The organism is Kitasatospora sp. NPDC001175, from assembly GCF_053598215.1.
Genome location: NZ_JBSFJU010000001.1, coordinates 80081 through 100701, shown reverse-complemented (window position 1 = coordinate 100701; position 20621 = coordinate 80081). Strand labels below are relative to the sequence as shown.

The following is a 20621-nucleotide window of genomic DNA, read 5'->3' as shown; positions in this document are numbered from 1 at the left end:
CCGGCGGTTTGCCGGAGAGTGCCGCGGACGGCCGTCAGGACTGGTTGGGCGGGTCGAGCCGGTAGCCCACCCCGCGGACCGTGCGGATCAGCGTCGGCGCCGAGGGTACATCCTCCACCTTCGCCCGCAGCCGCTGCACACAGGCGTCCACCAGTCGGGAGTCGCCCAGGTAGTCGTGCTCCCAGACCAGCCGCAACAGCTGCTGCCGGGACAGCGCCTGGCCCGGCCGGCGGCTCAGCTCCAGCAGCAACCGCAGCTCGGTGGGCGTGAGTTGGAGGTCCTGACCGTTCTTGGTGACGGTCATCGCCGAGCGGTCGATCACCACGTTGCCGTACACCGAGGAGTCAGAGCTCTCCCGCTCGCCGCGGCGCAGCACCGCGCGGATCCGGGCGTCCAGCACCCGGGGCTGCACCGGCTTGACCACGTAGTCGTCCGCGCCGGACTCCAGGCCCACCACCACGTCGATGTCGTCCGAGCGCGCGGTCAGCAGGATGATCGGCAGCTGGTCGGTGCGGCGGATCCGGCGGCAGACCTCGAAGCCGTCGATGCCGGGCAGCATCACGTCGAGCACGATCAGGTCCGGGCGCTGCTCCTTGAAGAGCTTCAGCCCGTCCTCGCCGGAGGCGGCGGTGACCATGCGGTGACCCTGGCGGGTGAGGGCGAGTTCGAGGCCGGTCCGGATGGCGTCGTCGTCCTCGATCAGAAGGAGGTATGGCACGGCCTCATTCTGGCCCACTCGGCGGATCGAATCACCTGCTGCGTCACGGCCGCGGGGATCGGGAACCGGAACGCGCCCCTGGGCGTCCAGGCTGGTGCGGGGGAATTGTGGACCAAAGTCCCGGCCGCTGTGACAGCTCTGTGACAGTCGGCGGACAGCGCCATGACGACCGGCGGGCAGGATTTTCCCTGTCGCCGCGACGACGCCCCGGCCCGAGGGACGGGGGAGCGCGGCGGCGGACAGCGAACCGCTCGTACCGATCATGGAGGTGTCACGATGAACGCCACGCTCAAGACCCGCAGCACCGCGGCCGTCCGAAACGCGCGTTCGTCGGCAGTCGCCACCAGGACCCACTTCGAGGTACGGACGGACGAGGCTTCCGGTGCCGTGATCGTACGGGGGTGCGCACACAGCACCGGGAACCGCCGCATCAGCGGCGGGAGCAGGTCGGGGGACCTGTTCGGGATCGGCCACCGGGGGGCGGCGGCCGAGACCGGTTCGACCCTCACGCTGCGGGGAGTCCTCCCCGTCCGCGTGACGGGTCAGGGGAGCGCAACGGGCAAGGGCATCGCGGTCGGTCTCGGCTCGGGGGAGCCGGCCGGCCGCGCCGCCACCGCCCCCGGGGCGTCGGTGTTCCGGCTTCCGGTCGCGGAGAAGGCCGCACCGGTGGCGGCTTCCGCGCCGGCCGCGGCGGCCGCCGAGGCGGAGCACATGAAGGAGTTCACCGCGTACGTCCGCGAGCGCCGCGCCTCGCTGTACGCCACGGCCTACCACCTCACCGGTGACCGCCACGAGGCCGAGGACCTGCTGCAGAGCGCGCTCTTCAGCACCTACCGCGCCTGGGGTCGGATCACCGACAAGGCGGCGGTCGGCGGCTACCTCCGCCGCACCATGACCAACCTGCACATCTCCGCCTGGCGGCGCCGCAAGGTCAACGAGTACCCGACCGAGGAACTGCCGGAGACGGTCGGCGACACCGACGCCATGGGCGGCACCGAGCTGCGGGCCGTGCTGTGGCAGGCGCTGGCCAAGCTGCCGGAGAACCAGCGGACCATGCTGGTGCTCCGCTACTACGAGGGCCGCACCGACCCGGAGATCGCCGACATCCTCGGCATCAGCGTCGGCACGGTGAAGAGCAGCATCTGGCGCGCGCTGCGCCGGCTGCGGGACGACGAGCAGCTGAACCGCACGGGTGACACCGTGCTCGCGTTCGGGGAGCTCGTCGCCTGACAAGGACTCCCGTAGGGGGACGGGTAGGGCGGATCGAGGGCGCGATCGCCGGCTCGGGGGAGCGGCGGCCGGAGGGGGAACCCGAAGATCTGACCCGGTGGAAGGGCCCGGTGCCGGGGAGAGGCACCGGGCCTTCTGCCGTCCAGGCCGCGCGCCGGGGTGGGCGGGGCGAGCCGTGCCGGCTGGTCGGCCGGCACTGCGAGTCGGGGGACACGCTCGGCGACGGTGTGCCGCTGCGGGCTCCGCGGCCCGGTGACCTGGTCGCGGTGCCGGCCACCGGCGCCTACACGTACGCGCTCAGCAACAACTACAACGGTGCCCGGCGGCCGCCGGCGGTGTTCTGCGGGGACGGGCACTCCCGGGCGGTGGCGCGGCGGGAGACCTGCCGGGACCTGATGCGGCGGGGCCTGGCCCGAGCCCGCGGGGCTCCTGGAGGCTCACCGGACGGATCTCGCGGCGAGACCGGGACGTGCCGGGCGGCGCTGGTCGCGGTACTGGCCGGGGGAGAGGCCGTACTCGCGTTTGAAGGCCTTGGCGAAGGCGAACTCGGAGGTGTAGCCGGTCCGGCGGGAGACGACCCGCAGCGGGGCGTCGTCCGAGCGCAGCAGCCGGCCGGCCGTGGTCATCCGCCACCAGGTGAGGTAGCCGAGCGGCGGCTGTCCGACCAGGGCGGTGAAGCGGCGGGCGAAGGCGGCCCGGGAGAGGCCGGCCCGGACGGCCAGTTCCTCGACCGTCCAAGGGTGGGCCGGGTCGCCGTGGATGTCGCGCAGGGCGGAGGCGACCGCGCCGTCGCCCAGCGCCGCCGCCCACCCGGTGGCGCCCCGGTCGGACTCCTCCTCGAACCACGCCCGCAGCACCAGCAGCAGGAGCGTGTCGAGCAGTGCCGGGACGATCGCGTCCGAACCCGGCCGGTGCCCGGTGGCCTCGCTGCCGAGCAGGTCGACCACGGCGCGCAGCCCCGGATGGCGGCCGACCTGGGCGGGCAGATGGACCACCGGCGGTACGCAGGCCAGCAGCGGGTGGGCCCTGGCCCGGTTCAACTGGTAGGCGCCGCAGAGCAGTCGGGCGGACGGGTGGCCGTCCTCGGGTTCGTCCGGGTGGCTCGGCAGGGTGCCGTCGGGCCGGAGCACCACGTCCTCGAGCGGGGTGTCGGGGTGGTCGGCCAGCCCGTACGAGCCGCCGCGCGCCAGCAGCAGCACGTCGCCGACGCCGAGCCGCAGCGGCGGTGCGCCGTCCGAGGGCAGTAGCCAGCACGAGCCCTGCAGCACCACGTGCACCCCGGTGCCGTCGGAGTCGGGGAAGCGGATCCCCCACGGAGCCGACCTGCGGGAGCGGCCGGCGTGCGGCAGGCCGGTGCGCATCGCGGTGATCGCGTCGCTGAGTACGTCCATGTCCGGCAGGGTAGCCGGGGGCCGTTCCGGTGGACGATCGGACATGATCGCGAGCGGTTGCGGCATGGGCGGCCGGCGTCCACCCTCCGTACGGTTAACGGGTCGACGGCGCAGCAGAACTGATGTTGCGTCAGATAACCGATCCATCATGGGGGAAGTGACAGCATGGCCAAGTCAGTCGTGTTCGACGAGATCGGCGGCCCCGAGGTGCTGCGCATCGTCGAGACCGAGCTCGGTGCGCCGGGGCCCGGCGAGGTGCTGGTCCGGGTGGACGCGCTCGGGCTGAACCGGGCCGAGGCCCTGTTCCGTGCCGGCACCTACTACTACCAGCCGACCCTGCCCGGCTCCCGGCTCGGCTACGAGGCCTCCGGTGAGGTCCTGGCCGTGGGCGAGGGCGTCACCGGCTTCGCGGTCGGCGACCAGGTCGACTCAGTGGCGTTCGGCGGGATGAGCGAGCACGGCGTCTACGGTGACCACGTCGTCACCGCCGCCTCGAACCTGGTCCACCGGCCGGAGACGGTGGACGCCGTCACCGGCGCGGCCGTCCGGCTGTCGTACGGCACCGCCTACGGCGCCCTGGTCGAGCAGGGCGGCCTGCGGCCCGGCGACCATGTGCTGGTCACCGCCGCCTCCAGCAGCGTCGGCGTCGCCGCGATCCAGATCGCGCGCCACCTCGGCGCGATCCCCGTCGCGGTGACCCGCAGCGCGCTCAAGCGCGAGCAGCTGCTGGAGCTCGGCGCCGCACACGTCATCGTGCTGGACGAGGAGGACCTGCTCGACCGGGTCCGGGAGATCACCGACGGCCGGGGCGCCGAGTTCGTCTTCGACCCGGTCGCCGGTCCCGGCCTGCGGACCACCGCCCAGGCGGTCGCCCCCGGCGGCCTGCTGATCGTCTACGGCTGGCTGGACCCGCGGCCCGCCCCGCTGCCGCTCAACTGGGGCCTGCGGATCCTCGGTTACGCCCATCTGGACGTGCTGGCCGATCCGGGCGCCCGCCGCCGCGCCGAGCACTTCGTCGACGCCGGGTTGCGGGCCGGGACGCTGGCCCCGGTGATCGACCGCACCTTCGACCTCTCGGAGATCGCCGAGGCCCATCGCCACCTGGAGTCCAACAACCAGGTCGGCAAGGTGGTGGTCACCGTCCGGCACTGACCCGCGGGCCGCACGGGATCAGACCCCGACGGCCGCCGGCGTCCGCGCGGCGACGGTCCGCACCCTGCGCTCGGCCTCAGGACCGCCGCAGGCGTACGCGCCGAGCCCGACCTGCCGGGACACGATGCCGTGCTCGGCCCGCATCAGTCGCCAGCCGCGTCGCAGCAGCACCGGGAGCGACTTGCGTCCCTCGCGGACATCCCGCCGCAGGCGCCGCCAGGCCGTGGTGAGCGGGTGGTTGCGCAGGCAGAGCGCGTCGCCGAGGAGTCCCTCGTCCGCGCACTGCTCGGTGATCTCGGCGGCGAAGATCCCCTCGGCGATGAACGCCGGGGCGCCGCCGAGGTCCAGGACGTGGGTGCCGATCCGGCCGTTGTCGGGGATCGAGTACACCGGCACCTCGGCCCGGCCGTCCTCCGCCAGCCGCCTGATCGCCGCCACCGCCTGCTCGCGGTGCCAGGCGAGCGGGGAGTCCCAGTCCACCCCGCCGTCGGGCAGGAGGGGGAGGGAGGGGTCGTCGCCGTCCTTGTAGAAGTCGTCCAGCTGGAGGACCGGAAGTCCCGTCCTGGCGGCGAGTGAGGACTTGCCCGAACCGGAGGGACCGGAGAGCAGTACCACGCGGGCAGGGAGCATCGACGGCTGGTTAAGCGGGGAGTCACTCACGGGACACCAGTCTGACGCATCAGGCACCGATGCCGAAACCGGGCGTACGTCACCTCTTCGCTTCCGGCCCCCGTGCGCTCAGCCGCCGCCCAACGCCAGCCGTACCGAGGGGAGGTAGCGGGTGCGCACCTGGATGTTCACCGCGGCCCCGCCGCCGGGTGGCTGGTAGACGGTGACGAGCCAGTCCTGGTCGTCGGGGGCCGCGGGCCCGGGGTCGAAGAACTCGCCGCCGGGCGGCAGTCCCAGGTACGGGTGGTGCCGTGAGCCGAAAGCCGCCGTGGAGCTGGCGGGGGTGAACCGCAGGCTGCCGCGGGTGTACCGGGTCGGCCAGCCCGGTCGCTCGGAGCGGACGGAGCACGGGATCCGGGCCGGCAGCCCGGCCGCCAGCCGCCGCCGCGCCCGGCGGGCCCGCAGCGCCCGCGGCAGCCCGTCCCCCGCCAGCACGGCAAGCTCGGCCAGGATCTCCCACACGGCTGTCCTCCCCACCTTCGCGGTCCTCCGTGAGTGAGGACCTCCCGGCCGCGGCGCCGGTTGCCCGCCGGTCGGCGGCTCGTGGCCCCGAAGGACGGCGGGTGGGTGAGACCGACCGGTAACGGGGAGCGCGACGCCGCGCGCCCCGTTGCCGGTCGGTCCAAGGCAACGGACCCGCACCAGGGGGGAGGTGCGGGTCCGTCCTCGGCACGTCCGGGCCCCTGGGGGGAGAGGGGCACTGGGGACGGCCGGCTGGTGGGGAGGCGGTCAGATACCCATCGGGTGCCAGACCGTCTTGGTCTCCATGAAGGAGAGTAGCCGCTCGGTGCCGGGCGCATCGGTCCAGTCCAGGGCGGCCGGGTCGAGCGCCGGGCGGACCACTCGCTTGAGGGTGTCGGCGGCCGCGGCCTCCAACTCGGCGGCGGAGCCCGGTCCTTCGGCGGCGATCGCGCCCGACAGGTCGAGGCCGTTCACGTCCTGGTGCGAGGCGAGGGTGGGCGCGATGTCCACCGTACGGCCGGAGATCACGTTGACCACGCCGCCCGGCAGGTCGGAGGTGGCCAGCACCTCGCCCAGCGAGAGCGCCGGCAGCGGCGCGTCGGTGGCGGCGGCCACCACGACCGTGTTGCCGGTGGCGATCACCGGAGCGATCGCGGAGACCAGGCCGAGGAAGGAGAAGCCGTACCCGGACTGCGGCGCCACGATGCCGATCACGCCGGTCGGTTCGGGGGAGGACAGGTTGAAGAACGGACCGGCGACCGGGTTGGCCCCGCCCGCGATCTGCGCCACCTTGTCCGTCCAGCCCGCGTACCAGACCCAGCGGTCGATCGCGGCGTCCACCAGCGCGGCGGCCTTCTTGGCACCGACGCCCTCGGCGGCCGACACCTCGGCGGCGAACTGCTCGCGGCGGCCCTGGAGCATCTCCGCGACGCGGTAGAGCACCTGGCCGCGGTTGTACGCGGTGGTGCCCGACCAGCCCTTGACCGCCGCGCGGGCGGCGAGGACGGCGTCCCGGGTGTCCTTGCGGGAGCCGAGCGGGGCGTTGGCGAGCCACTGGCCCTTGCTGTCGGTCACCTCGTACACCCGCCCGCTCTCGGAGCGCGGGAACTTCCCGCCGACGTACAGCTTGTAGGTCTTGAAGACGTCAAGACGGCTCATGAGCTCAGACATCGAGGTAGGCCTCCAGACCGTGGCGGCCACCCTCGCGGCCGTAGCCCGACTCCTTGTAACCGCCGAACGGCGAGGTCGGGTCGAACTTGTTGAAGGAGTTCGCCCACACCACACCGGCCTTGAGCTGGTTCGCCATCCACAGGATGCGCGAGCCCTTCTCGGTCCAGATGCCGGCGGAGAGACCGAACTGGGTGTTGTTGGCCTTCTCGACGGCCTCGGCCGGCGTACGGAAGGTCAGTACGGAGAGCACCGGGCCGAAGATCTCCTCGCGGGCGATCCGGTGCGCCTGGCTGACCCCGGTGAACAGGGTCGGGCGGAACCAGTAACCGGCGCTGGGCAGTTCGCAGGACGGGGCCCAGCGCTCGGCGCCCTCGGCCTCGCCGGAGGCGGCCAGCTCGGTGATCCGGGCCAGCTGGCCGGCCGAGTTGATCGCACCGATGTCGGTGTTCTTGTCCAGCGGGTCGCCGACGCGCAGGGTGGCCATCCGGCGCTTCAGGGCGTCCAGCAGCTCGTCCTGGATCGACTCCTGGACCAGCAGGCGGCTGCCGGCGCAGCAGACGTGGCCCTGGTTGAAGAAGATGCCGTTGACGATGCCCTCGACCGCCTGGTCGATCGGCGCGTCGTCGAAGACGATGTTCGCGGCCTTGCCGCCGAGTTCGAGCGACAGCTTCTTGCGCGTCCCGGCCACCTGCCGGGCGATCGCCCGGCCGACCGGGGTCGAGCCGGTGAAGGCCACCTTGTTGACGTCCGGGTGCGCGGTCAGCGCGGCGCCGGTACGGCCGTCACCGGTGACGATGTTGACGACGCCCTTGGGCAGGCCGGCCTGGCGGCAGATCTCGGCGAAGCGCAGCGCGGTCAGCGGGGTGGTCTCGGCGGGCTTGAGGACCACGGTGTTGCCGGTGGCGAGCGCGGGCGCGATCTTCCAGGCCAGCATCATCAGCGGGAAGTTCCACGGGATGACCTGGCCGGCCACGCCGACCGGACGCGGGTTCGGGCCGAAGCCGGCGTAGTCCAGCTTGTCCGCCCAGCCCGCGTAGTAGAAGAACCAGGCGGCGACCATCGGCAGGTCGAAGTCCCGGGTCTCCTTGATCGGCTTGCCGTTGTCGATCGACTCCAGCACGGCCAGCTCGCGCGAGCGCTCCTGGACGATCCGGGCGATCCGGAACAGGTACTTGGCGCGCTCACTGCCCGGCAGCGCCGACCAGTCGGTGAACGCCTTGCGGGCGGCGGCGACCGCGCGGTCGACGTCCTCCTCGGTACCCTGCGCGAACTCGGCCAGCACCTGCTCGGTGGCCGGGTTGACGGTCTTCAGCGCCTCGCTGCCGCTGGAGTCCACGAACTCGCCGCCGATGAAGTGGCCGTACGAGCTCTGGATGTCCCCCGCCGCGGCGGGGGACTCGGGCGCGGGGGCGTACTCGAAGAGGCGGCCCTTGGGGGTCACGGTCTCTTCCGCCTTCTTGTTGGTCTTGGCCATGGTCTCAGTCCACCGTCACGTAGTCGGGACCGGAGTACCGGCCGGTGGTCAGCTTCTGACGCTGCATCAGCAGGTCGTTGAGCAGGCTGGAGGCGCCGAAGCGGAACCAGTGCGGGGTCAGCCAGTCGTCGCCGAGGGTCTCGTTGACCATCACCAGGTACTTCATGGCGTCCTTGGTGGTCTTGATGCCGCCGGCCGGCTTCACGCCGACCTGGATGCCGGTCAGCGCCCGGAAGTCGCGGACGGCCTCCAGCATCAGCAGGGTCACCGGGGGAGTCGCGTTGACCGCGACCTTGCCGGTGGAGGTCTTGATGAAGTCGGCACCGGCCAGCATGGCCAGCCAGGAGGCGCGGCGCACGTTGTCGTACGTCTGCAGCTCGCCGGTTTCGAAGATCACCTTGAGGTGGGCGTAGGTGCCGTCCGGGCGCTTGCACGCCTCCTTGACCGCGACGATCTCGTTGTAGACGTCGAGGTAGCGGCCGGAGAGGAAGGCGCCGCGGTCGATCACCATGTCGATCTCGTCGGCGCCGGCCGCGACCGCGTCGGCGGTGTCGGCCAGCTTGACCGGGAGCGCGGCGCGCCCGGCGGGGAACGCGGTGGCGACGGAGGCGACCTGGATGTCGGTCCCCTTCAGCGTCTCCTTCGCGGTGGCGACCATGTCCGGGTAGACACAGATCGCGGCGACGCGGGGGGTGGTCCGGTCGGTCGGGTCGGGGTTCCGGCCCTTGGTGCACAGTGCGCGCACCTTGCCGACCGTGTCCGCGCCTTCGAGCGTGGTCAGGTCGATCATCGAGATGGCCAGATCGATGGCGTACGCCTTGGCCGTGGTCTTGATCGAACGGGTGCCGAGGGAGGCGGCGCGGGCTTCCAGGCCGACGGCGTCGACGCCGGGCAGGCCGTGCAGGAAGCGACGGAGCGAGGCCTCGGACGCCGCAACGTCCTGAAGGCCGCCGCCCGCAGCGCCGAGGGCGTTGGCTGCAACAGTGGACATGGTCACAAGGGCAGCATATCTACGCGCGTAGCAAGCCGCATAGGGGGTGCCCTTTATCGATGCGGGACCGAGACCTGAGCGGCCGGCGGCCGGGAGCGCCGCTCACCGGCCGGTGAGTCCGCCGACCGGGAGGCCGCCGGGGCGGGGAGGGAGGTCACCGGCGCGGGGCCGCGAGTGTCGGCATTTCGTGATCTCGGGCCCATGGGGAAGCCGGTTCCCATCGGGCAGAATCGTCCCCATGACCGAATCCGACGGCACGCCCGACCCGGGCAACGCCGCCCCCGAGGAGCAGTACGCCGACCGCGTCTATCGCTCCGTTCCCGGTGTCGTCTCCGGCGTGCTGCTGCTCGCCGTCGCCGGGTGGCTGATCATCGACGCCATCGTGACCGGTACCGGCCGCACGCCGTGGGTCGCGCTGGCCGCCGCCCCGGTCTTCGGGTTCCCGGTGGTCGCGTACACCCTGCGGCCCGTCGTGTACGCGAACGACCGGCGGCTGCTGGTCCGCAACCCGCTGCGGACGGTGGAGGCGCCGTGGGCCTCGGTGGAGGCCCTGCGGGCGGGGTACTCGGTGGAGCTGCTCGCCGGCGGCAAGAAGTACCAGGTCTGGGCCGTGCCGGTGTCGCTCCGGCAGCGCAAGCGGGCCAACCGCGCGGCGAGCCGGGCCGCCGTCACCGCCGCCGAGGCGTTCAAGGGCGGTGCGTCCGCGTCGAGCCGCCCGGCGCCCGCCCGGCGCGGACTGCGGCATGGGGACTCGGACCCGACCCGCGCCTGGTCGGACCAGGTGGTCGACACCCTGCAGGAGATCGCCGAGCGCAATGCGGGCCGGCCCGACGCGGCCGGCGAGGTGGCGGTCCGCTGGTGCTGGTGGATCATCGTGCCCACGCTGGCCGGCCTGGTCGCCTTCGTCACGCTGATCGCGGCCACCTGAGCGCCGTTTCGGCACCCGGATCATTCAAGACCGACCGGGCCGGGCCGGGCCGCGCTGGCGGCGCAGGACGTACGACGGGCCCGGTGCCCCGACCGAAGGAGGTCGGGGCACCGGGCCCGTTCGCGTGCCGCGCCGCGGTCAGATGCCGGCCGCGGCGGCGAGGTCGCGCTTGACGGCGTCCAGGACCTCGGCGGCCCGGCGGCGGGTCTCGGCGAGCTCGGCGGCGGAGGCGACCGGGAGGACGACCTCCAGGTAGCACTTCAGCTTGGGCTCGGTGCCGGACGGCCGGACCACGATCCGGGCCGAGGTCACGCCGTCGCCGGCCAGGTAGTAGCGCAGGCCGTCGGTGGGCGGCAGCTCGGCGGAGCCGGCGGCCAGGTCGTCGGCCCGGGTGACCTGCAGACCGGCCAGCACGGTCGGCGGCTGCTCGCGCAGGCGCCGCATCGCGTCGGCGATCAGCGAGAGGTCCTGCACCCGGACGGAGAGCTGGTCGGTGGCGTGCAGGCCGTGTGCCAGCGCCAGGTCGTCCAGCAGGTCGGTCAGGGTGCGGCCGGACTGCTTGAGGGTGGCGGCCAGTTCGGCGACCAGCAGGGCGGCGGTGATGCCGTCCTTGTCGCGGACGCCGGACGGGTCGACGCAGTAGCCGAGCGCCTCCTCGTAGCCGTAGCGCAGGCCGTCGGCACGGGAGATCCACTTGAAGCCGGTGAGCGTCTCGGTGTAGTCCAGCCCGGCCGCGGCGGCGATCCGACCCAGCAGGGTGGAGGAGACGATGGTGGTGGCGAAGGTGCCGACGGCCTTCTTGGCGACCAGGGCCTCGCCGAGCAGCGCGCCCACCTCGTCGCCGCGCAGCATCCGCCAGCCGCCGTTGTCGCCGGTGGGCACGGCCACGGCGCAGCGGTCGGCGTCCGGGTCGTTGGCGATGACGACGTCCGGGCCGACGGAGGCGGCGGTGGCGAACGCGAGGTCCATCGCGCCCGGCTCCTCCGGGTTGGGGAAGGCCACGGTCGGGAAGTCCGGGTCCGGGTCGGCCTGTTCGGCGACCACGGTGGGGGCGGGGAAGCCGGCCCGCTCGAAGGCGGACAGCAGGACGTCCCGGCCGACGCCGTGCAGCGGGGTGTAGACGACGTTCAGGTCGCGGGCGCCGCCGGCCTCGACGGTGGAGACGGCGCGGTTCAGGTAGGCATCGACGACCTCCTCGCCGAGCACCTCCCAGCCGCTCTCGGCGCGCGGCACGTCGGAGAGCGAGGCGATGGCGTCGATCTCGTCGGCGATGCCGGCGTCGGCGGGCGGGACGATCTGCGAGCCGTCGCCCAGGTAGACCTTGTAGCCGTTGTCCTGCGGCGGGTTGTGGCTGGCGGTCACCGTGACACCCGCGGCGGCGCCGAGGTGGCGGATCGCGAAGGCCAGGACCGGGGTCGGCAGCGCGCGCGGCAGCAGGGCGGCGCGCAGCCCGGCGCCGACCATCACGGCGGCGGTGTCGCGGGCGAAGTCGTACGACTTGTGGCGGGCGTCGTAGCCGATCACCACGAGGTCGCCGAGCTGCTGCTTCCTGACGTAGGCGGCGAGGCCGGCGGCGGCGCGGATCACCACGGCGCGGTTCATCCGCATCGGGCCCGCGCCGAGCTCACCGCGCAGTCCGGCGGTGCCGAACTGGAGCCGGCCGGCGAAGCGCTCGGCCAGGTGCGACCAGGCGAGGCGCTCCTCGCTCTCCGCGTCGGGGCCCTCGGCGGCGGCCAGCAGTGCGGTCAGTTCCTCGCGGGTCTGCGGGTCGGGGTCCTCGGCGAGCCAGGTCCGGGCCCGGGCGAGGAGGTCGGTGGTGGATGCCTGCGCCATCTCGTCTCTTCTCGTGAGACCTTCGGTGTCACCCGAAGGGGGGAAGCTGCTCTGCCGGTCAAGGCGTTGCGCGTCGCGGTACGGTCGCCGCGTGTCTTCGGGCAACGGCCAGGGGCTGACCGTCGCGGGAGCGAGGAGCCCTCTCGGGGCCGGGAGGGCGGAGTCACGCTGTGCCGGCTCCCTCCGAGGGGTCGGAGGGACGTCGACGCGCAGACGGGGTCTCCGGGCGAGCTGCACCCGAAGACCCCTCTACTGATTCTGCGTCAGCTCCGGCTCAGATCCGCTCAAGGACCTTGGCCAGCAGCGCGCCCATCCGCTCGGCGCTGGCCTTGCCGGCCTCCAGCACCTCTTCGTGGTTGAGCGGCTCGCCGGTCATGCCGGCGGCCAGGTTGGTGACCAGCGAGATGCCGAGCACCTCGGCGCCGGCCTCGCGGGCGGCGATGGCCTCCAGGGTGGTGGACATGCCGACCAGCTCACCGCCGAGCACCCGGGCCATGTTGACCTCGGCCGGGGTCTCGTAGTGCGGGCCGCGGAACTGGACGTACACGGCCTCGTCCAGCGACGGGTCCACCTCGCGGCAGAGCTGGCGCAGGCGCGGCGAGTACAGGTCCGTCAGGTCGACGAAGTTGGCGCCGACGATCGGGGAGTCCGCGGTCAGGTTGATGTGGTCGCTGATCAGGACCGGCTGGCCGGGGATCCAGCCCCGGCGGAGACCGCCGCAGCCGTTGGTCAGCACGATGACCTCGCAGCCCGCGGCGGCCGCGGTGCGGACACCGTGGACCACGGTGGCCACGCCGTAGCCCTCGTAGTAGTGGTTGCGGCCGAGGAAGATCAGGGCGCGCTTGTCGCCGATCTTGACGGAGCGGATCTTGCCCGAGTGGCCGGCGACCGCGGGGGCCGGGAAGCCGGGGAGCTCGGTGATGGGGAACTCGAAGTTGCCCGGAGCCGACGGGTCGCCCAGCGCGTCGGCGGCCGGCACCCAGCCGGAGCCCATCACAAGGGCGAAGTCGTGGCGCTCGGCACCGGTCAGCTCGCGCAGGCGCGCAGCGGCGGCCTGGGCGGCGGCGTAGGGGTCGGCGGAGACGACCGACTGAGGAGTTGCATTCACATCGCCGAGGATAGACAAGATTCGGCCTACGCGCGTAGACAGTTCGCTCAAGCCATGCCGATTTGTTACCCGGCCGACCTGAAACGACAGGCCACGGGCGGTATTCGCGACTTGGGACTGTCGGAACCTCTGAGTCCGGAATCACCGGAGAAGGGGGCGCCGGGCGCGCCCGGGGGCAGGACCCGGACACTCTCGGTGCGGTGCGGTGCGGTGCGGTGCGGTGCGGTGCGGTGCGGTGCGGTGCGGTGCGGTGCGGTGCGGTGCGGTGCGGTGCGGTGCGGTGCGGTGCGACGCCCCGGGCGGCTCACCCCGCGCCCGTGAGGGGCGCACCGCGCCCGAAGGGGGGCGTACCCGCCCGGCCGTTCTCCCTGGAGGGCGCTCAGCAGGGCCGGTGTCGCAGCTCCGTGATGTAGTCGGCGGGGGCGCCGGCGCTCTCCGCCGCGTCCGCGATGAGCCCGAGGTAGCGGGCGGCGGGCAGTCCGCCCTCGTAGTCGTTGAGGACGTACGTCCACACCGGGATGTCCCCGTCCAGGGTCTGGGCGCGCAGCCGGATCTTGCGGTACAGGCCGAGCTGGAGGCCCTCCCAGCGGTCCAGACCGTCCTCGTCCATCGGCGCCACGTCGTAGAGGGAGACGAAGACCTGGTGCTTCTCGTCCTCCACCACCGTGGCCAACGAGCCCTCCCAGCCGAGGTGTTCGCCGCCGAAGGTCAGCCGCCAGCCGTTTAGCCAGCCCGTGCCGCGCAGCGGGGAGTGGGGCGCGCGACGGCTCATCTGCCGGGCGTCGAGATTGGTGGCGTACGCGGCGTAGAGGGGCATGGGCGTCAGCCTACGTGAGGTGTGCGCGCGGGTGCGGGGCGGGGAGTGTCCACCGTCACACCGGCTCGGGGGCGAGCATATGGCAACGCCCCCGGCGTGGCTTTGGTTCCGGCGTGCGGGACAATGGTGGACGTGACTCGGATCGTGATCATCGGTGGCGGACCCGGCGGATACGAGGCAGCGTTGGTGGCTGCCCAACTCGGCGCGGAGGTGACCGTCGTCGACCGCGACGGTCTGGGCGGATCGGCGGTGCTGACGGACTGCGTGCCGTCCAAGACCCTCATCGCGACCGCCGAGGTGATGACCACCTTCGACAGTTCCTACGAAGAGCTGGGCATCACCATCGCTGACTGCAGCCAGGGCCCCTCCCGGGTGCTCAGCGTGGACCTCGGCAAGGTCAACCGACGGGTGAAGCGCCTGGCGATCGCCCAGTCCCACGACATCACCCAGTCCGTGACCCGGGCGGGCGTGACGGTCCTGCGCGGCAAGGGTCGCCTGGGCGCCGGCGGCCAGCACGTGGACGGCTCGCGCGAGGTGATCGTCGAACACGAGGACGGCAGCGCCGAGTCGCTGCGTGCGGACGCCGTGCTGATCGCCACCGGCTGCCACCCGCGCGAGCTGCCCGACGCCCAGCCGGACGGCGAGCGCATCCTGACCTGGACCCAGGTCTACGACCTGGAGGAGCTGCCGCGCGAGCTGATCGTGGTCGGCTCCGGCGTCACCGGCGCCGAGTTCGCCGGCGCCTACCAGGCGCTCGGTTCCGAGGTCACCCTGGTCTCCTCCCGCGACCGCGTGCTGCCCGGCGAGGACCCGGACGCCGCCGAGGTGCTGGAGGAGGTCTTCCGTCGGCGCGGCATGAACGTGATGAGCCGCTCCCGGGCCGAGACGGTGAAGAGGATCTCGGCACGGACGGACGCTGCGGAGGGTCCCTCCTCGCCGGAGGCGGGCGAGGAGGGACGGGTCGGCGACCACGTCGAGGTCACGCTCTCCGATGGCAAGGTCATCCGCGGCACCCACTGCCTGATGGCGGTCGGCTCCATCCCCAACACCGCCGACATGGGCCTGGAGGAGGCCGGGGTCAAGCTCAACGACTGGGGCCAGATCCAGGTCGACCGGGTCTCCCGCACCTCCGCCCCCGGCGTGTACGCGGCCGGTGACTGCACCGGTGTCTTCATGCTCGCCTCGGTCGCCGCGATGCAGGGCCGGATCGCGATGTACCACGCGCTGGGCGACGCGGTGCAGCCGCTCAACCTCAAGACCGTGGCCTCCAACGTCTTCACCGACCCGGAGATCGCCACCGTCGGCTACACCGCCGCGGACGTCTCCTGCGGCAAGATGGACGCCGTCGAGGTCAAGCTCCCGCTGCGCGGCAACCCGCGGGCGAAGATGCAGGGCATCCGGGACGGTTTCGTGAAGCTGTTCTGCCGCCCCGGCACCGGCATCGTGGTCGGCGGCGTGGTGGTCGCCCCCCGGGCCAGCGAACTCATCCATTCGATCTCGCTCGCCGTGGACAACAACTTGACGGTCGAACAGGTGGCCAGCGCGTTCACGGTCTACCCGTCCGTCTCCGGCTCCACCGCGGAGGCCGCCCGGCAGCTGCACATCCGCAAGCGGGAGATCCCGGACTCCTGAGCCGGCCAAGCGAGTTGAGGCGGCCGCCGGCGCGGCCGCCGCTCGCGCGGGCGTGCGCCGTCACCCGGGCGGCGGGGCGTGGAGCAGGCCTGTCGGCGGCGCGCATTGTACGGTCGCGCGCTGCTCCGACGTGAGCATTTCCCGTTACCAGGAGCAAACGCCTGAAAGCAGACGGTCATTCAGGTTACCGTCGGTTCTGTGTTTGCTGCAGAACGTCGCCAGTTGATCCTCGAAATGGTGCGCGCCAACGGAGCCGTGTCGCTCCGTGAGCTGGCCCGCGTCGTCCAGACCTCCGAAGTCACCGTACGCCGAGACGTCCGGGCCCTGGAGGCCGAAGGGCTGCTCGACCGCCGGCACGGCGGCGCGGTGCTCCCCGGCGGCTTCACCCGGGAACCCGGCTACCCGCAGAAGACCCACCTCGCCGCGGCCGAGAAGAGCGCCATCGCCGACCTCGCGGCGGGGCTGGTCGAGGAGGGGGACGCCGTGGTGGTCGGCGCCGGCACCACCACCCAGGAGCTGGCCCGCCGGCTGGCCCGGGTCCCCGGTCTGACGGTGGTGACCAACTCGCTGCTCGTCGCCCAGGCCCTGGCGCACGCCAACCGGGTCGAGGTGGTGATGACGGGCGGCACCCTGCGCGGCTCCAACTATGCGCTGGTGGGCAGCGGGGCCGAGCAGTCGCTGCACGGCCTGCGGGTCGCCAAGGCGTTCATCTCCGGCAGTGGGCTGACGGCCGACCGCGGCCTGTCGACCACCAACATGCTCTCCGCGAGCGTGGACCGGGCACTGGTGCAGTCGGCCGCCGAGGTGATCGTCCTCGCCGACCACACCAAGCTCGGCGCGGACACCATGTTCCAGACCGTGCCCACCGAGGCGATCACCAGGCTGGTGACGGACGAGCAGGCCGCCGCAGAGGACCCGACCGCGCGCGAGCTGGACGCGCTGGCCGACTGCGGCGTGCAGATCGCCGTGGCGCCGCTCGGGCTGCACGCCGAGCCGCCGGTGCACCAGTCGGTGTCGACGGCCCCGGTGGTGCCGCGGCGCAGCGGGCCGCCGTCCGCCCCCGCGCCGCTGCCCGGGCCGCGGCGGCCCGGTGTGCACGGCGGTCCGCCCGGGCAACTCCCCGGCCGGCTGGCGGAGTTGGGCGCACCGCGCGGCCGCTAGTGCTAGCGGAACGTTCCACCAAGCCGTTGCGCCCCCGTACGGGCGGGCCCGCAGGGGCGCGGGCGCTGCAACACCCCGGACGGGCCGGCCTGTTCAGCTACCGGTGAGCCGGCAGGGGCGCGGGGAGCGCTGTCCGGTCCGATCGCGGGCGCGCGGTGGGGCCCGCGGTCAGCCGGGTGCGACGGGCCGGCGGCAGTCCGCGGACCTCCCGCCTGGCGGCGCGGGCCTCGCAGCGACGCGGGTTCACGGCGACCGGCCGCCACCCGGGCGAGGCCGATCCGCCTCTCCTCGTCACCGGCGCTGCAGCCGGTGAAAAGACGGCCGGCCCGCACACCCCGGGGGTGTACGGACCGGTCGTGGCTGCTGCGAGGGTGTCAGTCCTTGATCTCGCAGAGGGCGGCGCCGCTGCTGACGCTGGCGCCGACCTCGGCCTTGAGGCCGACGACGGTGCCCGCCTTGTGGGCGTTGAGCGGCTGCTCCATCTTCATCGCCTCCAGGACGACGATCAGCTCGCCCTCGGCGACGGTCTGGCCCTCCTCGACGGCGACCTTGACGATGGTGCCCTGCATCGGCGAGGCGAGAGTGTCACCGCTGATCGCGGAGCCGGCCTTCTTGGCGCCGACCCGGCGCTTGGCCACGGCCTTGCCGGCGCCCGCGCCGACGGCGGGTGCGGCCGAGACGCCGAGCGAGGACGGCAGGGAGACCTCGATCCGCTTGCCGCCGACCTCGACCACGACGGTCTCGCGGCCCTCGGGCTCCTCGCCGTCGCCACCCGCGCCGGTGAAGGCGGGGATGGTGTTGTTGAACTCGGTCTCGATCCAGCGGGTGTAGACCTTGAACGGCTCGTCGCTGCCGGTGAGTTCGGGCGCGAACGCGGGGTCGGTGACCACGGCCTGGTGGAACGGGATGGCGGTGGCCATGCCCTCGACCTTGAACTCGGCCAGGGCGCGGGCGGCCCGCTGGAGCGCCTGCTTGCGGGTCGCACCGGTGACGATCAGCTTGGCCAGCAGCGAGTCCCAGGCGGGGCCGATGACCGAGCCGCTCTCCACGCCCGCGTCCAGCCGGACGCCCGGGCCCGACGGCGGGGTGAACAGCGTCACCGTGCCCGGCGCCGGAAGGAAGTTGCGGCCCGGGTCCTCGCCGTTGATGCGGAACTCGATGGAGTGGCCGCGCACCTCGGGGTCGTCGTAGCCGAGCGGCTCGCCGTCGGCGATCCGGAACATCTCGCGGACCAGGTCGATCCCGGTGACCTCCTCGGAGACCGGGTGCTCCACCTGCAGACGGGTGTTGACCTCGAGGAAGGAGATCAGGCCGTCCTGGGCGACCAGGAACTCGCAGGTGCCGGCGCCGACGTAGCCCGCCTCGCGCAGGATCGCCTTGGAGGCGCGGTACAGCTCGGCGTTCTGCTCCTCGGTCAGGAACGGCGCCGGGGCCTCCTCCACCAGCTTCTGGTGGCGGCGCTGCAGCGAGCAGTCACGGGTGGAGACGACGACCACGTTGCCGTGCTGGTCGGCCAGGCACTGGGTCTCCACGTGCCGGGGGTTGTCCAGGTAGCGCTCGACGAAGCACTCACCGCGGCCGAACGCGGCCACGGCCTCGCGGACCGCCGACTCGTAGAGCTCCGGGATCTCCTCCAGCGTGCGGGCGACCTTCAGACCGCGGCCGCCACCGCCGAACGCGGCCTTGATGGCGACCGGCAAGCCGTGCTCGCTCGCGAACGCCACGACCTCGTCCGCACCCGAGACCGGGTCCGGGGTGCCCGCGACCAGCGGCGCGCCCGAGCGCTGGGCGACGTGCCGGGCGGTGACCTTGTCACCGAGGTCGCGGATGGCCTGCGGCGGCGGGCCGATCCAGGTCAGGCCGGCGTCGATGACCGCCTGCGCGAAGTCGGCGTTCTCCGACAGGAAGCCGTAGCCCGGGTGGACCGCGTCGGCACCCGAGTCGGCGGCGGCCTGGAGGACCTTGGCGATGTCCAGGTAGCTGGTGGCGGGGGTGTCGCCGCCGAGCGCGTAGGCCTCGTCGGCCGCGCGGACGTGCAGCGCGTCCCGGTCCGGTTCGGCGTACACGGCGACGCTGGCGATACCGGCATCCCGGCAGGCCCGGGCGACGCGGACGGCGATTTCCCCGCGATTGGCGATGAGCACCTTGCGCACTGTGGCTCCCTTCTTGAACCTCGTTGAGTCTAGGGATTGCCGGGTCGTACCGGCGAGTAGCCCCAGGTGGTGAGCTTGCCCACACGGAGCGTGACGCTGATTCGTGATCAGTTGAGCACGGAGCGGGACGCCTCGCAGGTGGGAGAGGTCTTGGACGGTGGTCGTCGGTGGTCCGCGGCAACCCGTGGCGCCCCGTCGGGCGTCGTGGTCTTCGCCACAGTCGCTCGACGGCAGCGGCGCCAGCCTATCGGCCGGGCCGCCCCGTGGGACTGGACCGGAGTGACAGATGTCGGGGCCGGGATCTGTCCGGATCCGCAGCGCGGTTCCGGAATCGGTCCGAACGCTTCGCCGGGCTCCGGTGCCCGGGTGCGGGGAGCCCCGGAGGGAAACGCCGCGACGGCCCCGGGGCTCGTCGCGGCGCAACCGGATCGGCGCGTCCTGAGCCGGCGTCAGCTCCAGAGGTCGGTCAGCCGGACGTCGAGATCGGCCAGCAGGTGGCGCAGCAGTGGCAGCGAGAGGCCGATGACGTTGCCCGGGTCGCCGTCGATGCCGTCGATGAACGGCGCCGAGCGGCCGTCCAGGGTGAACGCCCCGGCCACGTGCAGCGGTTCACCGGTGGCGATGTACGCGGCGACCTCGGCGTCGTCCGGGTTGCCGAAGCGGACGGTGGTGGAGGCGGTCGCCGAGGACTGCTTGCCGGTGGCGGTGTCGATGACGCAGTGGCCGGTCCGCAGCACGCCGTCCCGGCCGCGCATGGACTGCCAGCGGGCGAGCGCCTCGGCCGCGTCGGCGGGCTTGCCGAGGGCTCGGCCGTCCAGCTCCAGGACGGAGTCGCAGCCGACCACTAGCTGGCCGTCGGCGAGCTCGGCGGCGACCGCGCGGGCCTTGGCCTCGGCCAGCACCAGCGCCAGCTCGCCGGGCGTGGGCGCGGTCAGCGCGTCCTCGTCCACACCGCTGATGATCACCTGCGGGTCGAGGCCGGCCTGGCGCAGCAGTCCGAGCCGGGCGGGGGATGCGGAGGCGAGGACGAGGGTGCGCTTGGTCATGCGGCCAAGCCTATGCGCTTCGGCGGTGGAGCCGGTCGCGGGCGGGCCCGGGCCGTCCCCACGCCGTCAACAGCCTCGGGCCACCAGCAACCCCGGGCCACCAGCAACCTCAGACCACCATCAGCACGATGGCGGCCACCAGAAGGAGAACGGCGAGCACCGGGCCGGCCCGGCGCAGCCGCTCCTGCACCTGGCGGGTTTCGGCCGAGGGCTCGTCCCGAGGATCTGACCACAGCATTCCCCAAGCCTGCGGCGGCAGGTGTGCCGGGCGCTTGAGTATCCGTACTCAGTTCGTCCACATTTTCTGGTGCGCGCATGACACCGCGGGTGGTGGCCGCTCGCGCCCTGTGGCCCGACCGGCGGGCGGCCGTCCGCTCCGCGCGGAGCCGCGCGGGGCGCGGACGGCCGCTGCCGGGGTCAGCCGGCCCAGCCGGAGGTGCGCCAGGCGTGGGCGCCGTGCTGTGGGATGCGGCGCAGCAGCCTGGCCCGGTCGTTCCATGCGGAGGCCGGGCCGCTCGCCTGCCGGGCCGCGTCGAGCGCGGCCTGTGCGGCGGCGGCCCGGGCTTGGACCACCGCCAGGACGGTGGCCAACTCCTCGGGGGTCGGCTGCCCGTGCAGCACCTGAATCGGAGGCATGCTCATATCCTCTTCCTGTTCGGACCGGTCCGAAAGTGCGCGAAAGGTCC

The 20621-nt window shown here is 73.0% G+C and carries 19 protein-coding genes and 1 pseudogene; 6 read left to right on the top strand and 14 right to left on the bottom strand.

Going from position 1 to position 20621, the window contains the following annotated elements:
- Positions 1-34: 34 nt before the first annotated feature.
- Positions 35-718 carry a response regulator transcription factor gene (locus ACWDAK_RS00440; RefSeq protein WP_344638073.1) on the bottom strand — a complete coding sequence of 228 codons (684 nt, stop codon included), beginning with the start codon at positions 716-718 and terminating at the stop codon, positions 35-37.
- Positions 719-994: 276 nt separating this feature from the next.
- Between ACWDAK_RS00440 and ACWDAK_RS00435 the strand changes: the two genes are divergently transcribed.
- Complete coding sequence (locus ACWDAK_RS00435; RefSeq protein WP_427392846.1) at positions 995-1948, top strand: SigE family RNA polymerase sigma factor; 954 nt, start codon at positions 995-997, stop codon at positions 1946-1948.
- A gap of 110 nt (positions 1949-2058) precedes the next feature.
- A pseudogene (locus tag ACWDAK_RS00430) lies at positions 2059-2217 on the top strand (diaminopimelate decarboxylase); the annotation flags it as partial.
- A gap of 168 nt (positions 2218-2385) precedes the next feature.
- Here the strand turns inward: ACWDAK_RS00430 and ACWDAK_RS00425 are convergent.
- Positions 2386-3339: an AraC family transcriptional regulator gene (locus ACWDAK_RS00425; protein WP_344638071.1), complete on the bottom strand. Its 954-nt coding sequence runs from the start codon at positions 3337-3339 to the stop codon at positions 2386-2388.
- Between the two features lie 165 nt (positions 3340-3504).
- On the opposite strand from ACWDAK_RS00425, the gene ACWDAK_RS00420 reads away from it, so the two are divergent.
- Positions 3505-4491, top strand: a complete 987-nt coding sequence (locus tag ACWDAK_RS00420) for a zinc-dependent alcohol dehydrogenase family protein (protein ID WP_344638070.1) — start codon at positions 3505-3507, stop codon at positions 4489-4491.
- Between the two features lie 18 nt (positions 4492-4509).
- Here ACWDAK_RS00420 and ACWDAK_RS00415 read toward each other — a convergent pair whose 3' ends face one another.
- The 5 genes from ACWDAK_RS00415 to deoC all read right to left on the bottom strand — a co-directional run bounded on the left by ACWDAK_RS00415 (position 4510) and on the right by deoC (position 9257).
- Positions 4510-5121 carry an ATP-binding protein gene (locus tag ACWDAK_RS00415; protein WP_344638130.1) on the bottom strand — a complete coding sequence of 204 codons (612 nt, stop codon included), beginning with the start codon at positions 5119-5121 and terminating at the stop codon, positions 4510-4512.
- A gap of 108 nt (positions 5122-5229) precedes the next feature.
- Entirely contained in the window at positions 5230-5637 is a 408-nt protein-coding gene (locus ACWDAK_RS00410) for a hypothetical protein (RefSeq protein WP_344638069.1), read from the bottom strand.
- A 252-nt stretch (positions 5638-5889) separates the two neighbouring features.
- Complete coding sequence (locus tag ACWDAK_RS00405; RefSeq protein WP_427392847.1) at positions 5890-6792, bottom strand: aldehyde dehydrogenase family protein; 903 nt, start codon at positions 6790-6792, stop codon at positions 5890-5892.
- Entirely contained in the window at positions 6785-8266 is a 1482-nt protein-coding gene (locus ACWDAK_RS00400; protein WP_427392848.1) for an aldehyde dehydrogenase family protein, read from the bottom strand. The genes ACWDAK_RS00405 and ACWDAK_RS00400 overlap by 8 nt, the downstream gene beginning before the upstream one ends.
- Before the next feature lie 4 nt (positions 8267-8270).
- On the bottom strand, positions 8271-9257 hold the full coding sequence (gene deoC / locus ACWDAK_RS00395) for a deoxyribose-phosphate aldolase (RefSeq protein ID WP_344638066.1): 987 nt from the start codon (positions 9255-9257) through the stop codon (positions 8271-8273).
- Between the two features lie 238 nt (positions 9258-9495).
- Here deoC and ACWDAK_RS00390 point away from each other — a divergent pair, with 238 nt between their 5' ends.
- Entirely contained in the window at positions 9496-10185 is a 690-nt protein-coding gene (locus tag ACWDAK_RS00390; RefSeq protein ID WP_344638065.1) for a PH domain-containing protein, read from the top strand.
- A 138-nt stretch (positions 10186-10323) separates the two neighbouring features.
- Here ACWDAK_RS00390 and ACWDAK_RS00385 read toward each other — a convergent pair whose 3' ends face one another.
- The 3 genes from ACWDAK_RS00385 to ACWDAK_RS00375 all read right to left on the bottom strand — a co-directional run bounded on the left by ACWDAK_RS00385 (position 10324) and on the right by ACWDAK_RS00375 (position 13943).
- Positions 10324-12018 (bottom strand): phospho-sugar mutase, encoded by a 1695-nt coding sequence (locus ACWDAK_RS00385; RefSeq protein ID WP_344638064.1) that lies wholly within the window; start codon positions 12016-12018, stop codon positions 10324-10326.
- A 274-nt stretch (positions 12019-12292) separates the two neighbouring features.
- A complete protein-coding gene (locus tag ACWDAK_RS00380) occupies positions 12293-13126 on the bottom strand; it encodes a purine-nucleoside phosphorylase (protein ID WP_427392849.1) in 834 nt (277 codons plus the stop codon).
- Positions 13127-13505: 379 nt separating this feature from the next.
- Positions 13506-13943, bottom strand: coding sequence for a gamma-glutamylcyclotransferase (locus ACWDAK_RS00375; RefSeq protein WP_344638062.1), 438 nt, complete (start codon positions 13941-13943; stop codon positions 13506-13508).
- A gap of 21 nt (positions 13944-13964) precedes the next feature.
- Between ACWDAK_RS00375 and ACWDAK_RS00370 the strand changes: the two genes are divergently transcribed.
- Together ACWDAK_RS00370 and ACWDAK_RS00365 are read left to right on the top strand one after the other, a co-directional pair.
- Positions 13965-15575 (top strand): NAD(P)H-quinone dehydrogenase, encoded by a 1611-nt coding sequence (locus tag ACWDAK_RS00370; protein ID WP_425557704.1) that lies wholly within the window; start codon positions 13965-13967, stop codon positions 15573-15575.
- 234 nt (positions 15576-15809) lie between these two features.
- Positions 15810-16736: a DeoR/GlpR family DNA-binding transcription regulator gene (locus ACWDAK_RS00365; RefSeq protein WP_427392874.1), complete on the top strand. Its 927-nt coding sequence runs from the start codon at positions 15810-15812 to the stop codon at positions 16734-16736.
- A 374-nt stretch (positions 16737-17110) separates the two neighbouring features.
- Here the strand turns inward: ACWDAK_RS00365 and ACWDAK_RS00360 are convergent, their stop codons facing one another.
- The 4 genes from ACWDAK_RS00360 to ACWDAK_RS00345 form a co-directional block, all read right to left on the bottom strand.
- A complete protein-coding gene (locus ACWDAK_RS00360; RefSeq protein WP_427392850.1) occupies positions 17111-18889 on the bottom strand; it encodes an acetyl/propionyl/methylcrotonyl-CoA carboxylase subunit alpha in 1779 nt (592 codons plus the stop codon).
- 449 nt (positions 18890-19338) lie between these two features.
- Entirely contained in the window at positions 19339-19935 is a 597-nt protein-coding gene (locus ACWDAK_RS00355; protein ID WP_344638058.1) for a nucleoside triphosphate pyrophosphatase, read from the bottom strand.
- A 109-nt stretch (positions 19936-20044) separates the two neighbouring features.
- Entirely contained in the window at positions 20045-20173 is a 129-nt protein-coding gene (gene mmpB / locus ACWDAK_RS00350) for a morphogenic membrane protein MmpB (RefSeq protein WP_344638057.1), read from the bottom strand.
- A gap of 179 nt (positions 20174-20352) precedes the next feature.
- Positions 20353-20571 carry an acyl-CoA carboxylase subunit epsilon gene (locus ACWDAK_RS00345; protein ID WP_344638056.1) on the bottom strand — a complete coding sequence of 73 codons (219 nt, stop codon included), beginning with the start codon at positions 20569-20571 and terminating at the stop codon, positions 20353-20355.
- Positions 20572-20621: the final 50 nt, after the last annotated feature.

Bases quoted from the DNA above. Each gene is read 5' to 3' on its own strand.
- ACWDAK_RS00435 (WP_427392846.1), top strand. From the start codon at position 995: ATGAACGCCACGCTCAAGACCCGCAGCACCGCGGCCGTCCGAAACGCG.
- ACWDAK_RS00425 (WP_344638071.1), bottom strand. From the start codon at position 3,339: ATGGACGTACTCAGCGACGCGATCACCGCGATGCGCACCGGCCTGCCG.
- ACWDAK_RS00420 (WP_344638070.1), top strand. From the start codon at position 3,505: ATGGCCAAGTCAGTCGTGTTCGACGAGATCGGCGGCCCCGAGGTGCTG.
- ACWDAK_RS00415 (WP_344638130.1), bottom strand. From the start codon at position 5,121: ATGCTCCCTGCCCGCGTGGTACTGCTCTCCGGTCCCTCCGGTTCGGGC.
- ACWDAK_RS00405 (WP_427392847.1), bottom strand. From the start codon at position 6,792: ATGTCTGAGCTCATGAGCCGTCTTGACGTCTTCAAGACCTACAAGCTG.
- ACWDAK_RS00400 (WP_427392848.1), bottom strand. From the start codon at position 8,266: ATGGCCAAGACCAACAAGAAGGCGGAAGAGACCGTGACCCCCAAGGGC.
- deoC (WP_344638066.1), bottom strand. From the start codon at position 9,257: ATGTCCACTGTTGCAGCCAACGCCCTCGGCGCTGCGGGCGGCGGCCTT.
- ACWDAK_RS00390 (WP_344638065.1), top strand. From the start codon at position 9,496: ATGACCGAATCCGACGGCACGCCCGACCCGGGCAACGCCGCCCCCGAG.
- ACWDAK_RS00385 (WP_344638064.1), bottom strand. From the start codon at position 12,018: ATGGCGCAGGCATCCACCACCGACCTCCTCGCCCGGGCCCGGACCTGG.
- ACWDAK_RS00375 (WP_344638062.1), bottom strand. From the start codon at position 13,943: ATGCCCCTCTACGCCGCGTACGCCACCAATCTCGACGCCCGGCAGATG.
- ACWDAK_RS00365 (WP_427392874.1), top strand. From the start codon at position 15,810: ATGGTGCGCGCCAACGGAGCCGTGTCGCTCCGTGAGCTGGCCCGCGTC.
- ACWDAK_RS00355 (WP_344638058.1), bottom strand. From the start codon at position 19,935: ATGACCAAGCGCACCCTCGTCCTCGCCTCCGCATCCCCCGCCCGGCTC.
- mmpB (WP_344638057.1), bottom strand. From the start codon at position 20,173: ATGCTGTGGTCAGATCCTCGGGACGAGCCCTCGGCCGAAACCCGCCAG.
- ACWDAK_RS00345 (WP_344638056.1), bottom strand. From the start codon at position 20,571: ATGCCTCCGATTCAGGTGCTGCACGGGCAGCCGACCCCCGAGGAGTTG.